Here is a 15,035-nt window from a genome sequence, read left to right as displayed (position 1 = left end):
TTGAGTTTTCCTGCCAAACCTTGCATCCCATCGCATATTTCACCCATAGAATCGCATCGGCTGAATATGCCGAAAAGCATCGTCATCAAATGCGTCCACGAATCAAATGTTTTATAATATCGGTCTGATTGATGCTTGTTAACCAATAAATCAAACTTGTTGCGGGGGATAAATTGCAATATTTGTTTGAAAATTGGCTGACCGACTAAATTCTTTTCTGTATTTTTATGGCTCATATTTTTAGTGTGTAGTAAAACTAAAATATGAAAAAAGGAGCTACCTGAACAGATGGCTCCTTATATTTTTTTTGTCGGTTAGTAGTGATTTTTTTAATATAAAAAGTTAGTTGTAAGTCTTTTATCTATTTTCTTTCATCTACTTAATTTGTGAAAGATTATAGGAGAAAAAATTAATAAAGCTGTGGGCTTTTATTTTTTTTAATCAATAACGAAACAATATCCTGCAAAATCTTCTGCGAAACAAAGTTCATAAAATCCAGGCGTTCCAAATGGGGAAGAAATAATTTTGAGGTTACTTCCCCACCTTCAATCCTGACAGTATAAAAAACCGTTCCCACATCTTTGCCGTCCTCGCCTCTGCCAGGGCCGGCAACACCGGTTGTAGAAACAGCAATATCCGTTTTGAACAAACTTTGGCAGCCTGTTGCCATTTCGGTGGCGACCTGTTCACTAACGACTGTGAAATCCTCCACAGTTCTCGGATTAACATTCAGAATATCTATCTTTTTCTGTGTGGCATAGGTCACAATACCGCCCAAAAAGTAAGCGGAACTCCCGGCAACTGAAGTGATGAGATGGGCCAGTTCCCCACCCGTACAACTCTCTGCAACCGAAATTGTCAGTTTTTTACCTATTAATAATTCGCCAAGAATCTTCTCGATTTTATCTTCGTGCGTTGCAATGATATTTTCGCCAATCAGCGGGATTAATTTTTGGATTTCACTGTCCAATTCTTTTTCCAGGATTGTCCGGGATTTGCCAGTTCCGGTCAATCGCAATTTTACTCTGCTTCCGATTGGCAGGTATGACAGGCTGATATGTTTTGGTAAAGCCAATTCCCATTCTTCAATGGTTTCCGACAGAATGCTTTCCGGAATATCCACTACCGATACAATCCTTGTAACAATCGAATCCAACGCCAGCTTCTCTTTCAAAAATGGGATAATCTGGTCTTTTACCAAAGGTTTTACTTCGTATGGCACTCCCGGCAGACTAAAACAATAAACTCCGTTTTTTTCCAAAATCATACAAGGCGCAGTTCCATAAAAATTGAGGAAAATCTTCGCTTTTGATAGAACCATCGCCTGGTCTCTGTTATGATCAAGAATCCACAGGCGGTTTCTTTTTTCGAGATAAGTCCTGAGATGTTCATAGACCTCATCGGAGAAAACCATCTCATCCTCAAAGAAATCAGCATAAGCTTTTTTGGTAATGTCATCCTTGGTTGGCCCCAAACCACCGGTTGTAAAAACGACATCAGCCATTCCAAAAGCTTTCTTCAGCGTTGCAATAATGGCGCTTTCTTCATCAGGAATGGTAAAAATAGAAAGTACTTTGATCCCAATTTCTTTGAGTTGAGTGGCTATAAAATTAGAATTGGTATCAACGGTATTGCCGGAGAGTATTTCGTCTCCAATGGTGATCAGAACAGCTGTTTTCATAGAGACAAATTTCGGGAATAAATCATATACTTTTCATCTTTTAAGTCACAAAAGATTTTTATTATTTGCAAAACTTAAATAAGTAAAAAAACTATTTTTAACCTTATAAAATCTTGCTTTTCAATTGTTCCTTTGTGACTTTTGTGGTGGAGAATTAATTATCTTTGATCAAAACTTGGGAATGAACTCATCTTTCTGGAAAAACTACAGCAACATTATTCTGCTTCTTATCGGGATTTTCGTTGGAAGCCTTTTCGGGATTTTTGCGCCGGATTTTGTAATCTACCTCAAACCTGTGGGCGATATTTTCCTTAATCTGTTATTTGTCACGGTAATACCTTTGGTATTTTTTGCGATAGTTTCAGCCATTTCAGGAATCGAACAACAGAATCAGCTGGGCAAGATTATCGGAACAATGGCACTCACTTTCTTAAGTTTTATTGTAATTTCAGCTACGTTCTGCATCATAATGGTTTATTTCTTCCCAACCGAAACACCAAAAAATATCAGCGAAGCCTTAACAGAAAACCTTCAGAACAAAGCCAATATCAATGACCAGATCGTTGGATTCTTCACCGTCAGAGAATTTTACAACCTTTTTTCGAGACAAAATATGCTGGCTTTGTTAGTCTTTTCATTTTTAGTTGGGATATCCATCAGAAAATCGGGAGAAAAAGGAAAGGCATTTCAAAATTTTATTCTTTCCGGAAATGAGGTCATGAAACAGCTTTTGCTATTAATCATGAAAGCTGCGCCTATTGGTTTAGGTGCGTATTTTGCCTATCAGGTCGGAACCATTGGGCCTCAGCTATTCGGGTTTTATGCCAAACCATTGGGATTGTATTATATTAGCGGAACAATTTATTTCATCATCTTTTTTAGCCTGTATGCTTTTATCTGGAAGTCCGGAAAGGGCGTAAAAGCTTTTTGGCAAGAAAGCCTTTTGCCCACAGCCACAGCCATCAGTACCTGCAGCAGTCTCGCCACAATGCCAGTGGCCATCGAGTCTGCAAAAAGAATGGGTGTTCCGGCCGCTATTGCCAATGTTGTGATCCCGATTGGTACAACCATTCATAAAAACGGCTCTTCTATTTCATCGATTATCAAGATTTATGTCGCATTTCAATTGCTCGGCTGGAACTTCTTTGAACCAATGAATCTCATAATGGCTTTGGGAATCACCGTTTTTGTAAGCGCAGTCGCTGGCGGAATCCCGAATGGCGGTTATATCGGGGAAATGTTGATGATTTCGGTTTACAAAATTCCGCCTGATGTGGTTCCTGCAGTTATCATTATCGGAACTTTGGTTGACCCTTTGGCAACGGTTCTCAATTCTGTTGGGAATATTCTGGCATCAATGATTGTTTCGAAGTTTGTAAAGGTAGAAAATTTATGATTGAGCTAGTTTAAATATAGTTCCACTGACATATTATTGCCGTAGTAATCTTTAATACTTTTCAAATTGATATTGTGAAAGCTTGCATCATATCTTAAAAGTCCTATAAAGTTGGTAATCTTTTTAACTGTTTGGAGACAATATATAATGTTCGTTTTACAAATTCCTGATTGCATATCAAGAAGTGTAAAATCATTATATGGACTTATTTGTTCTTTGAAAGACTTAATATTATAACTGCTGACATAATCGATGGTTGAAACAATCTCTTCTTCATTAAGTCCTTTTATCATCAGTTCATCAATAGAATCTCTAATTTTGTAATATTGATCTTCAAAACTTTTATCATCAAAAGGAATTAGTTCTTCTCTTATCACATATCCAATATTAGCAAATTCAAATATAATGTAGCAATGTTTATAATTATCTGGCATAAGTTTTTTTATAAAAAAAGAGACATTGAAATCAAATTTTATTTTTGGTATTTTAAAATCAGAGTGATTATTGCTAAACCGACTTCTTTTCAAAAGTTATCTAAAAACCTTAAATAGATAAATATTAAGAATAATACAACAGATACGAAAGAAAAAAACCTTGGGGACAAAATGATTACCTTGAATAGATTGAGATTTCTATCATAGATGTAGCTTGTAATTCTAAAAATAATATCTACCAGAATGAAGTATAAAGGAATTGCCCAGTACCATTTGAGTAGAATCAACAGAATGATCGCAGGGAAGATAATTCCTATTACCTTATGGATAAAAAATATGAAACTGCGATTGTGAAATGTTGACACACTATAAAACACTTGTCGTTTACCTGTTTCGTTGGAGAAAAGTTGACTGAAGGTATCCACTAAGAAAAGGCAATAAACAATTGTTATATATCCAATAGTTTCCATCATAATTTAAATTTTATTGGGTTATTTATTTTTATCGGCTTTGTAGCCCTTACGCTATTATTTTCATAATTGCTATAATTTTCCTTAATGTAAAATAACTTCAAATCGTCAGAGATGAAGCCAATATGGGAATGCAGGGCTGTTTTAGTAATCTGAGCATATAAAAAATTAGATTCTTCTGAATAATTTTTTATGTCTCTATCATACTGCTCTTTATCTACTAAAAACAATGTTGTACCTGATATTTTGGTAAAGCCAAAATGTGTTACAAATCGATCTTTTTTTGCAGACAAAATATAATATGTTCTTCTAAATTCCGCATATTTTAATATTTGGTCAGTAATGGTATCAAGGTTTTCAGTATCAGTATATTCAACAGAAAAAACCAAAATACCTTTAGTTAGACTTTGAGCAAATTGATTAGTCATATCAATTTCTAATACTGATTCCAGAGTATCTTTAGAAAAACCATTCGTTGATGCTCTTAAAATACTATATTTAATAATCATTTTTCTTTTTTATTCGTTAATACACTCAATAAAAGCCCTACAGCAACTACAACATCTACAACATTCCATATAGTTCGACCCAAATAAATTTTGAAAAATGGCTGAAATAATATCGCCAATGCAATGTAAACAAACATCTCAGTTTGTTTTTCTTTTTGATTGGATTGATAAGCTAGTATTCCAAAACCTACGAATCCTAAAAACCGTACTATCTGATAAAAACCATAAGGCATATTAACCAAACAGAGTAAAAACAGAATAGAAAGTACAATTTTGATAATATTTTCAGATTGTTGCATCATTATTCCGCTTTATAATATGTTCCATCATAAGGCTCTTCAGAAGCGTTTCCTGTTTCCACAAACTCAACTTTTTTATCGCTTATGAAAATTACCTTTTGAACATAAGTTAAGGATACTGTTTTTGGGAAAACCATTGTCAGTTTATCATCTTTAATGGAAAAAGAACCTGTTTCGCTTTCAAAATTATTTCCAGAACCTGCTCCCGCCCAATATCTGTATATCACCTTGTCATCTGCTGAAAAAGTAAAAGAATTATTATAATTGTATCCGTAAACGCTGGGGTCAGAAAAATACCATTTCCCAATAAGTTTTTGTTTTACAGAATTATCATCACCAGAATTATTATCATCATCTCTACTGCAGTTTGACAGAGAAAGTGAAATCATTGCTAAGAATACAAGGTAAAAAGTTTTCATACTGTTTAGTTTTTTTATAATAAATCTCCTACGTCTTTAATGAAATATAAACTTAAGAAATAAATCAATACAAAAATGGCTTAAAGATAAAAATCTATAATTCATAATACTAATAATCACAGAAAAGTTATTGTTGTCGCATATTTCACTCACTCCGCTTCACAGGTTCCAGATTTTCCAGTTCTTCCGGCGTGAACAATCTGTAATGAACCTTAAACGTTTTGCCTAAAGGCGTTTCCAGAGAAAAGCCGCCCGGACCCCAACCATCCAGAACATCCAATGTGAAGTGCGAATACTGCCAGTATTCGAAGAGATCGCGGTCTATCCAGAACTCGTGCCCATTGATGGTGCCAATCATGGCATCACCCATCCTCGGGTAATAACCACCTTTTTCAAAGCATTGCGGTTGTGTCCCTTCGCAACATCCGCCAGCCTGATAGAACATCAGGTCGCCATGTTTTTTCTCCAATTCCCAGATGACTTCCAAAGCTTTTTCCGTCACGGAAAGCCTGGAGATTTTATCTTTAGTTTCCATATTTTTTTATTTTTAAATAACATTTTTTAGGCGCAACTTCCATTATCTATAAAACTGATTGAAGTTTCAAAACTGATAATACCTAACAAGCACTTTGCAACTCAAAAGTATCAATAAGTTAACCACTTTACAATCTTTCGATTACAAAAACATTTCTTTTAAATTTAATTAAAAACCCGACAAATACAATCTGCCGGGTTTTGTAATGAAATTAACATATTAATTAGTTTTGTCCGGCTATATCCAGAACAATACGACCATCAATCTGGCCTTTTTTCATCTTATCGAATACATCGTTGATATCTTCGAGTTTTGCAGCAGTTACAGTAGCTTTCACCAGGCCTTCGTTGGCAAAATCCAGCGCTTCCTGCAGATCTTTCCGCGTTCCGACAATAGAACCACGAACGGTAATCCTTTTAAGAACCGTCTCAAAAATAGGTAGTTCAAAAGATCCTGGCGGCAAACCGTTAAGCGCAATGGTGCCCTTTCTTCTGAGAACCTCTATCCCCTGCTTGAAAGCAATTGGAGAAACAGCGGTAATCAAAGCGCCGTGCATACCTCCGACTTCTTTATGAAGATACTGTCCGGGATCCGTTTCTTTGGCATTAACGACCAAATCGGCTCCCAGTTTTTTAGCCAGCTCCAGCTTGTCATCTGCCACATCTATAGCTGCAACGTGCATACCCATGGCTTTGGCATACTGAACGGCAACGTGTCCTAATCCACCGATCCCGGAGATGGCAACCCATTCACCAGGTTTTGTTTCGGTTTCTTTCAGCCCTTTGTAAACCGTAACGCCAGCACAAAGAATAGGTGCAATCTCCAGAAAATTGGTATCCGACTTTAAATGGCCAACATATCTGGAATCAGCAATCACATATTCTGCAAAACCGCCATCTACGCTATAACCGCCGTTTTTCTGCGCTTCGCAAAGCGTTTCCCAACCAGTGATACAATAGTCGCAACAGCCACAAGCCGAATATAACCAGGGAACACCAACGGCGTCACCTTCTTTTACCTGTGCTTCGGGTCCGCAAGCTACCACGATACCAACCCCTTCGTGTCCCGGGATCAGCGGCATTTTTGGTTTTGCAGGCCAGTCGCCGTCTACAGCATGTAAATCTGTATGACAGACACCACAGGCAATAACTTTGACTAATACTTCATAGCGTCCGGGTTCTTTTACGGGCACTTCTTCGATTTTCAGAGGCTGTCCGTAACCTTGTACTACGGCCGCTTTCATTGTTTTTGGAATCATAATATTTTGGATTTGATGTTTTAAAATTATTAACCGCTGATCTCAACCAAATGAGTCTGAAAGTATCATAATGCAACCACATCCAAAAAAATCCAACAAAAATGCATCAGATAAATTCCAAAGCTGCGAGAAAGTTTTCCTACTATACCGAAACAATGTCTGCGTGAGGGATTGTAAGGGTGGCGAGGAACGAGCCAGTGCGCAATGAAATGGAGCACCGGAACGAAGTGTAGCCCTGAAAAGCCCGACCGTAGCCCCGGCCTAAGCCAGGGCGAACGGGCACGCCCTTAAAAAAAACACAACTATCTTAGAAGAATCCTAATTTGTTTTTGTTATAGGATATCAACATATTTTTGGTCTGACGGTAATGATCGAGCATCATTTTGTGATTTTCTCTACCGATACCGGATTGTTTGTAACCTCCGAAAGGTGCTCCTGCAGGATAAGCGTGGTATTGGTTAACCCATACTCTACCAGCTTCGATATGACGCGGGATCTGGTACAACTGGTGTGCATCTCTTGTCCAAACGCCGGCACCCAAACCATAGATGGTATCGTTGGCAATTTCTAAAGCCTCCGCCTCATCTTTGAAAGTAGTGAACGCCAATACAGGCCCGAAGATCTCCTCCTGGAAGATTCTCATCTTATTGTTTCCTTTGAAGATGGTTGGCTGGATATAGTAACCGTTCTCAAGGCCTTCTCCAACATTGTTAACATCGCCACCTACAAGGACTTCTGCGCCTTCTTCTTTACCTAACTTGATGTAAGACAATATTTTATATTTTTGGATCTGAGAAGCTTGTGCCCCCATCATCACAGTCTTATCCAACGGATTACCCGTTTTGATGGCTTTTACTCTCTCCACGACTTTGGCGATGAATTTGTCAGCAATATCTTCCTGAACCAACAGTCTTGACGGGCAGGTACAGATCTCACCCTGGTTAAGACAGAAAAGGACTGCGCCTTCTACCGCTTTATCCAAGAACTCATCATCTGCGTCCATTACTGAGTTGAAAAATACGTTAGGTGACTTACCACCCAATTCCAAAGTCACTGGAATAATGTTTTCTGTTGCGTACTGCATTACCAAACGGCCAGTTGCTGTAGAACCGGTAAACGCTGCTTTTGCTACTTTTGGATTGGTTACCAACGCTCTTCCCAGCTCTGCCCCAAAACCGTTAACAATATTCACCACACCTGCAGGAAGAAGGTCACCGATAATCTCCATCATTACCATAATAGAAATTGGAGTGCTCTCTGCCGGTTTCAGAACCACACAGTTACCTGCTGCCAAAGCCGGAGCAAGTTTCCAAACTGCCATCAGGATTGGGAAATTCCAAGGGATGATCTGTGCAATAACGCCAAGTGGCTCATGAACGATTAGTGAAACAGTGTCTTTATCCAACTCGTTATGAGAACCTTCCTCAGCTCTGATTACCGAGGCAAAATATCTGAAATGGTCAATCGCCAAAGGAATATCTGCAGCTAGAGTTTCTCTTACCGCTTTTCCGTTATCAATAGTTTCTACAGTTGCGATATATTCAAGGTTTTGCTCCATTCTATCCGCAATTTTGTTTAGAATAATACTTCTTTCGGTTGGAGAAGTATCTTTCCAAGTTTTGAAGGCTTCTGTTGCTGCATTAACCGCTGCTTCCAAGTCTTCTTTGTTAGAATGGGCTGCCTGTGTGAACACTTTCCCGTTGATCGGAGAAACAACGTCAAAATATTGTCCGCCTGCGGATGGAACAAATTTTCCACCGATGTAATTATCATACTTAGCTTTGAACTCTGGCCAAGCCAAAGTCGTTGAGTTCTGTGTTAGTTCTGCTGTTGTGCTCATAATAATATTATTTTGTTATTAATAATCAGTTAACATTTGATTAATGCTAATTTAACTTCATAATTAATGAACAGAATAGCACAATTCTCCAAAAAAATAGTAAAATCCTACTTTTAAGATTCTTTATAATTTCATTAAGAAAAAATTATGCTTGGCTATATATCTAAAATTATTATATTTGAGAAACAAGATGTTATAAAAATTTTGACTAATGAATACAAATCATTTTCATCTTAACAAACCTAATCTGACGCAGGAAAACAAGCTGAACACTATGGTTGAAAATCAAACCAAATTCAGTTTAAATAATTGTGAATTCAGTATCTATGAGACGCATAAGAGTGCTTATAATGTGAAATTGCATTTTGAGCATTTGGCATTTACTGGAATGTTAAGAGGAAAGAAATGGATCAAACTTCAAGATAAGAGCAATTACTTCGAATATCTGCCTGGAGAAAGTGTTTTGGTCGCTCCAGGAGAAACCATGGTGATTGATTTCCCAGATGCAGATATTGATGCTTCGCAGTGTATATCGTTGACTTTGAATCCAGAATTTGTTCAGCAGTCATTGGACCACCTTAACTTTAATGCCACAAAAGTAGATGATTCTTCCCATTGGAATATTTCTATGGATGAATTTTACCTGCTGAATAATAAAGAGCTTGCCTCTGCCACCAACAACATTATGCGTGTGGCTATGGACAGCCATTCCTTCAAGGATGTGATTGCGGATTTTGCGCTCAAGGAGCTTTTGATAAGACTAATGCAAACCCAGGCAAGAAACCTGGTAGAGAAAAACACTCTGAAAAATAAATCCCGAATTGGTTTTGTGGCTGATTATATCAGAAAAAACCTGCATCAGAAATTATCCATAGATGCCATTGCAAAAATGGCTTATGTAAGCAAATCCAATTTTTTTAAAATGTTTAAACAGGAACTTGGCTTATCACCTAACGAGTATATCATCCAGGAACGGATCAAAAAAGCCAAAGAGTTGCTCATCCAACAAAACTCGGTAAGCGAAGCCGCTTATAGCACAGGATTTTCTGATACCAATTACTTTATACGGGTTTTTAAGCAGATGGAAGGTGTAACACCAAAAATCTTCCAGAACAAGCAATTGTTTATCAATTAGGAATTAGTTAGTTATAGATATTTTCAAAAAGAAGACGAGCAAATCATGATTTGCTCGTCTTCGGTTTTATTGAGTTCTTTTATGGAATTTTACTTTTGATAAGAATAATATCTTGCGCCTAGCAAAACCGGGCTTTCTTTTTCTACCCTCGTTAACCCAAACCCTTTATAAGAAGGATTAACAGAAGTTTCCAACTGCTTGCGGTGGAGTTTCTCGTAAATCTCAAAGTTGATAGCCAATCGATCTTTCAAGCTGGTGAAAAGATTCCATTTTTCTACAACAGATTTCCATTCAGGAGAGACTTTCCCCACAAAAACTTTGGATTTGGAACCGCTTCCGTAGGCTAAGAATCCAATCTCTTTCCCTGACAGATCTTCGTTTTCATCAAAAGAGGTCTGTAATGCCGATAACAGTGCCATGAAAATAGAAGCGGTGTACATATTCCCGATTTCGGAGGAAGCACGTTGAGATTTTTCAATTTTTTCATTAATAAAACTGATGTAACCCTCAGATTTGGCAATCGCTTTTTGTTTCTCTGCATCAGAATAATCCAAGCCGTTCTCTAAACTGTAAATCTCGGTAAAAACCCTTTTCCCGTGGAAGGCATAAGGCAGGTGGAAAATCAGGTATCTCCAGTTTTCATAAGGTTTATTTTGATTGGTTTGTTCCTTGTAATGCTCATAAGCCTCGCGAATCCTGTCCTGATAACATTGGTTAGAATATTGCCCATCGAAAACAGGCTCATCTGTAAAGACTTCAATCTTGTCTGGGAAATTTTCCGGTGCAGAGGTTAAATCTAACTTGTCAAACGCTCTTCTCGGCTTGAAAAAATCGAAAACACTTTCCGTTGCCACACCCCAATGATTATCAATTTCTATTAATCTCGGATTGGCAGAAACCAAGAGTGCAACAGCGCCGCCGCCTTGGGTATATTCCCCGGAAGAAGCCAATTCGTACTTGGCATAATCACTGGCAATAATGATGGCTTTTTTAGTTGGATTAGCCCTTACAAAATCTAACGAATTATGTAATGCATCAACGGCACCCACGCAGGCAAAAGTCATATCTACCACATCGCAGTTTTTGAAACTTCTTTCTCCAAATTCGTCGCTCAGCAGTTCTTCCACCATCTGAACAGCATATGTTGCGGTAGGTTTTGCTGCGTCCAAAGCACTTTCTGTCCCCAGATAAACTCTGGAAATCTCTTTCGGATTGATGTTATAATCTTTGATTAATTTCAACAAGGCTTCGGCTGCAAAAGTGGCTGCATCTTCGTGAACATCAGGTAAAGCCATTTTATGTAAACCTAAACCTTTCTCCAATTTTGCAGGCTCTATCCCTCTTTTCTCTGCAAGATCTTTGATTTCTAAATATAAAGAAGGCACATAAAAACTGGCCGCATCAATTCCGAATTTCGTCATCTTAAAAATTTTAAGACACGAATTTAAAAATTTTTGACGGATTACAATTCTATTTATAGCATAAAAAATAGATAATAAACCACAAGTCAAACAAAAACCTCATCGCTGTCAGCAGATGAGGCTTCTTCATATCAAAACAAAATCAAATTCTTAACTAGAGGCAGCTCTCATCGTGCTGCGAAAGATCCAGACCTATATTCTCCGACTCCTCTGCAACACGCAATGGGATAATCATATCAGTCAGTTTATATAAAATAATACTCCCCAAGAATGTAAATGCAGATACCAAAACCAAAGCCATCATATGATGTGCAAATACACCAAAGCCGCCGTGCAGAAGACTTGCGTTTTCGCCCTGGGCCAGAATAGCTGTCAAAATCATTCCCATAATCCCACCAACGCCGTGGCATGCAAAAACGTCCAAAGTATCATCTACTTTTTTCAGCCTTTTCCAATGGCACATCAGATTAGAAACAATTGAAGATATAAATCCTATAAATATAGCATGCGGAATGGTTACAAAACCTGCGGCCGGTGTAATGGCCACCAAACCAACCACGGCCCCGATACAGGCGCCCAGAGCTGAAACTTTTCTGCCATTGACCCGATCAAAGAAAATCCATGTTAGCATGGCTGTGCCTGAAGCAACCGTAGTTGTCCCAAAGGCCATAGCCGCGGTAGCATTGGCTGCCAATGCAGAACCTGCATTGAATCCAAACCAACCAAACCATAACATCCCCGTTCCTAAAATCACAAATGGGATATTGGACGGCTCGTGGTGTGTTTTTTTTCGTTTCCCAATCATCATGGCACCTGCCAACGCAGCAAAACCTGCGCTCATATGCACTACAGTACCGCCCGCAAAATCCTTAACCCCAAAATATTTGCTCAACAACCCGTTGGGATGCCAAACCATGTGACAAAGCGGTGTATAGATAAGTAAACTGAACAGCACCATAAACAGCAGATAAGAAATAAATCTCACCCTCTCTGCAAAGGAACCCGTTATCAGAGCCGGCGTAATGACCGCGAACTTCATCTGGAACAGCGCAAACAACACAAAAGGAATGGTGGATGCCAGCTGACTGTGCGGAAAGACCCCAACATTATTAAAAAACATATAAGTGAAAGGATTACCTATTAATCCATAATGTTCTCCACCAATTGTAATCCCGATAGAGTCACCAAAAGACAAACTAAAACCGACCACAACCCAAAGTATGCTAATGACGCCCAATGCAATAAAACTTTGAAGCATGGTAGAAATTATATTCTTCTTACCAACCATACCACCGTAGAAAAACGACAGTCCAGGTGTCATCAAGAGAACCAGACCTGAGGATGCCAAAATCCAGGCGACATCTGCGCCCACAATTTTATCTTCTCCCAAAAAGGTTCCGGTCTGTGGCAAAGAGATTTGGCTTGGCCAAAATAAAGCAATCAAAGAAACAAGGCTAATGACAATAAAGGAAATGATCCAGCGCTTTTCAATTTTCATTCTAAAAACAAATTAACCCTGCAAATATAAAGGCTTAATTTGAAATAATTATAAAAATAAATAAACAACCCCCTGTTTTTTTTATAAACACAACTCACCAACCGCACACCAAACGATTGTTTCACAAAAAAAATAATAGGCATCAGTTTTGATATATCATAAGAAAAGAAATTATGAGATCCGATATTCCAAAACCAGACAGCCAGACTAACAAAACCCCAATGATTGCTATTATTGTTATCATTGTATTATTTTTGTTAGGTTATTTTGCTTATATGATGTTTATCCCCAAACAGGTAGAACAGATGAACCAAACAGAACAGGTACAACCTGCTGAACAAAAAACACAGGATTCTATTTAAAATAAATCTTATTATTCATTATTTTGACCGATATCGATTATACAGATAAGAGTACTTTAGACAATACAGCACTTAGAACTGGATGATAAAATGATTTATGCCTAACTTAGTATATTATATACAAAAAAGCCGGATATAATCCGGCTTTTTATATTCATAAAGTACTATTCTTAGTTAGAAAAGTTCTTTTCTGATAATATTTTGTGAGCGCTCTGGCCCTACTGACACCAAGTACACATTGATGCCCAAATGATGCTCAATAAATTCTATATACTTTTTGGCATTTGGTGGTAATTCATCATAAGTCCTGGCATTGGTAATGTCTTCTTCCCATCCCGGTAACTCTTCGTAAATGGGCTCATAAAGGTAAAGTTTGGTTGTAGACGATGTAAAGTAATCAATAATTTTACCATCTTCAGTCTTATATTTGGTCGCAATTTTCAAAGGATGGATTCCGGTAAGAACATCTAGTTTTGTGATCACAAGGTTATTGATACCGTTGATCATGCAAGCATGCTTCAATGAGACAAGATCTAACCAGCCGGTTCTTCTTGGCCTACCCGTTGTTGCTCCAAACTCAAATCCTACCTGTCTTATGTTTTCTCCCAGTTCATCATCCAGCTCTGTCGGGAAGGGGCCATTCCCAACCCTTGTGGTATAAGCCTTGGCAACACCTATCAGGTTTTGCAGTGCTGTTGGCGGCACGCCTGCACCGGTACAAACACCACCTGTAGATGGCGATGACGATGTCACATATGGATACGTCCCAAAATCGATATCCAGCATTAATGCCTGAGCGCCCTCGAAAAGTATATTTTTCCCTTCGTGGATGGCTTCGTTGATCTCCAGTTCTGTATCCACGATCCTGTCTTTCAGCTTTTCGCCCAATGCTAAAAACTCCTGATACATCTCTTCTACATCCAAACCTGGTTTTTCAAAATACTTTTCAAAAAGCGAATTTTTGACTTTCAGGTTTTTCTCTATTTTTTCTCTAAGAACTTCAGGATTCAGAAGGTCTATCATTCTAATGCCTACTCTTGCAATCTTATCTTCGTAGCACGGGCCAATTCCTTTTTTGGTTGTCCCGATCTGGGTACCGCCATGTTCTTCTTCCCTGTATGTATCCAATAATATATGGTAAGGCATAATCACATGGGATCTTCTACTGATAAAAACATGATCTGTATTGAGGCCTTTGCTTTCTATCTGTTCGATCTCTCTGATAAAAGATTTAGGATTAACCACCACGCCGTTAGCAATAATACATTTGCCTTTGCACTGCAATACGCCGGATGGCAAAAGGTGCAGTACAAATTTTTCGTCTCCCACATACACTGTATGGCCGGCATTATCACCACCCTGGAAACGCACGACATAGTCTGATTTGGCCGATAAAACATCCGTGATTTTACCCTTTCCTTCGTCCCCATACTGGAGACCTACAACTACATAAGTTGACATATTTTTTTACTTTTTTTAGATTATCTACAAAGTTAGATTATAAATGCGGCCCGACAAAATACTAAAAATAAAAAACCCTCTTACTTTGACATAAGAGGGTAAAAACACAAATGATGAAAAAAAATTATAAATGCTGTGCACTTACAACACAATTTTCGGTGCAAAAATCGTACAATTTTTACAATAATCCATAATAAAAAGTTAATTATATAATCATCGATTAAATATTTTATGTATATCCGTTTTTAATCATACTGCTGTAATATTAGCAATAATGAGCCTTTCGAATAGTTTGTCTCCGAAATATCTTCGATTTA

At 38.0% G+C, this 15,035-nt stretch carries 15 protein-coding genes; 3 read left to right on the top strand and 12 right to left on the bottom strand.

Features of this window, described 5'->3' with window-relative positions; all coding sequences use genetic code 11:
* A partial coding sequence (locus B0B05_RS15065; RefSeq protein ID WP_143746049.1) for a DUF4372 domain-containing protein occupies positions 1 to 236 on the bottom strand: 236 nt, incomplete at its 3' end.
* 173 nt (positions 237 to 409) lie between these two features.
* Positions 410 to 1,681 carry a CinA family nicotinamide mononucleotide deamidase-related protein gene (locus tag B0B05_RS15060; protein WP_076784416.1) on the bottom strand — a complete coding sequence of 424 codons (1,272 nt, stop codon included), beginning with the start codon at positions 1,679 to 1,681 and terminating at the stop codon, positions 410 to 412.
* A gap of 181 nt (positions 1,682 to 1,862) precedes the next feature.
* On the opposite strand from B0B05_RS15060, the gene B0B05_RS15055 reads away from it, so the two are divergent.
* Positions 1,863 to 3,077 (top strand): dicarboxylate/amino acid:cation symporter, encoded by a 1,215-nt coding sequence (locus B0B05_RS15055; protein WP_076784415.1) that lies wholly within the window; start codon positions 1,863 to 1,865, stop codon positions 3,075 to 3,077.
* Between the two features lie 5 nt (positions 3,078 to 3,082).
* Here B0B05_RS15055 and B0B05_RS15050 read toward each other — a convergent pair whose 3' ends face one another.
* The 7 genes from B0B05_RS15050 to B0B05_RS15020 all read right to left on the bottom strand — a co-directional run bounded on the left by B0B05_RS15050 (position 3,083) and on the right by B0B05_RS15020 (position 8,841).
* On the bottom strand, positions 3,083 to 3,511 hold the full coding sequence (locus B0B05_RS15050) for a hypothetical protein (protein WP_076784414.1): 429 nt from the start codon (positions 3,509 to 3,511) through the stop codon (positions 3,083 to 3,085).
* A 469-nt stretch (positions 3,512 to 3,980) separates the two neighbouring features.
* Positions 3,981 to 4,490: a hypothetical protein gene (locus tag B0B05_RS15045; RefSeq protein WP_076784413.1), complete on the bottom strand. Its 510-nt coding sequence runs from the start codon at positions 4,488 to 4,490 to the stop codon at positions 3,981 to 3,983.
* A complete protein-coding gene (locus B0B05_RS15040) occupies positions 4,487 to 4,792 on the bottom strand; it encodes a DUF6804 family protein (RefSeq protein WP_394332792.1) in 306 nt (101 codons plus the stop codon). Before B0B05_RS15040 ends, B0B05_RS15045 begins: the two co-directional genes overlap by 4 nt.
* Positions 4,792 to 5,208 carry a lipocalin family protein gene (locus B0B05_RS15035; protein ID WP_076784412.1) on the bottom strand — a complete coding sequence of 139 codons (417 nt, stop codon included), beginning with the start codon at positions 5,206 to 5,208 and terminating at the stop codon, positions 4,792 to 4,794. Before B0B05_RS15035 ends, B0B05_RS15040 begins: the two co-directional genes overlap by 1 nt.
* Positions 5,209 to 5,353: 145 nt before the next feature.
* Positions 5,354 to 5,743: a DUF779 domain-containing protein gene (locus B0B05_RS15030; protein ID WP_076784411.1), complete on the bottom strand. Its 390-nt coding sequence runs from the start codon at positions 5,741 to 5,743 to the stop codon at positions 5,354 to 5,356.
* Positions 5,744 to 5,966: 223 nt separating this feature from the next.
* A complete protein-coding gene (adhP, locus tag B0B05_RS15025; RefSeq protein ID WP_076784410.1) occupies positions 5,967 to 7,001 on the bottom strand; it encodes an alcohol dehydrogenase AdhP in 1,035 nt (344 codons plus the stop codon).
* 307 nt (positions 7,002 to 7,308) lie between these two features.
* Positions 7,309 to 8,841, bottom strand: coding sequence for an aldehyde dehydrogenase family protein (locus B0B05_RS15020; RefSeq protein WP_076784409.1), 1,533 nt, complete (start codon positions 8,839 to 8,841; stop codon positions 7,309 to 7,311).
* Positions 8,842 to 9,052: 211 nt separating this feature from the next.
* On the opposite strand from B0B05_RS15020, the gene B0B05_RS15015 reads away from it, so the two are divergent.
* Positions 9,053 to 9,976: a helix-turn-helix domain-containing protein gene (locus tag B0B05_RS15015; protein ID WP_076784408.1), complete on the top strand. Its 924-nt coding sequence runs from the start codon at positions 9,053 to 9,055 to the stop codon at positions 9,974 to 9,976.
* A gap of 89 nt (positions 9,977 to 10,065) precedes the next feature.
* Here the strand turns inward: B0B05_RS15015 and B0B05_RS15010 are convergent, their stop codons facing one another.
* A complete protein-coding gene (locus B0B05_RS15010; RefSeq protein ID WP_076784407.1) occupies positions 10,066 to 11,397 on the bottom strand; it encodes a hydroxymethylglutaryl-CoA synthase family protein in 1,332 nt (443 codons plus the stop codon).
* Positions 11,398 to 11,551: 154 nt separating this feature from the next.
* Positions 11,552 to 12,895 carry an ammonium transporter gene (locus B0B05_RS15005; protein ID WP_076784406.1) on the bottom strand — a complete coding sequence of 448 codons (1,344 nt, stop codon included), beginning with the start codon at positions 12,893 to 12,895 and terminating at the stop codon, positions 11,552 to 11,554.
* Between the two features lie 173 nt (positions 12,896 to 13,068).
* On the opposite strand from B0B05_RS15005, the gene B0B05_RS15000 reads away from it, so the two are divergent.
* Entirely contained in the window at positions 13,069 to 13,257 is a 189-nt protein-coding gene (locus B0B05_RS15000) for a hypothetical protein (protein WP_076784405.1), read from the top strand.
* A 174-nt stretch (positions 13,258 to 13,431) separates the two neighbouring features.
* Here B0B05_RS15000 and B0B05_RS14995 read toward each other — a convergent pair whose 3' ends face one another.
* The gene (locus B0B05_RS14995) at positions 13,432 to 14,718 is read right to left on the bottom strand and encodes an adenylosuccinate synthase (RefSeq protein WP_076784404.1); all 1,287 of its coding nucleotides are present in this window, start codon (positions 14,716 to 14,718) and stop codon (positions 13,432 to 13,434) included.
* Positions 14,719 to 15,035: the final 317 nt, after the last annotated feature.

The organism is Epilithonimonas bovis DSM 19482 (genome assembly GCF_900108115.1).
In the GTDB taxonomy this organism is placed as follows: Bacteria; Bacteroidota; Bacteroidia; order Flavobacteriales; family Weeksellaceae; genus Epilithonimonas; species Epilithonimonas bovis.
The sequence above is the reverse complement of the archived record's forward strand: the minus strand, read 5'-3'. Positions and strand labels throughout refer to the sequence as shown.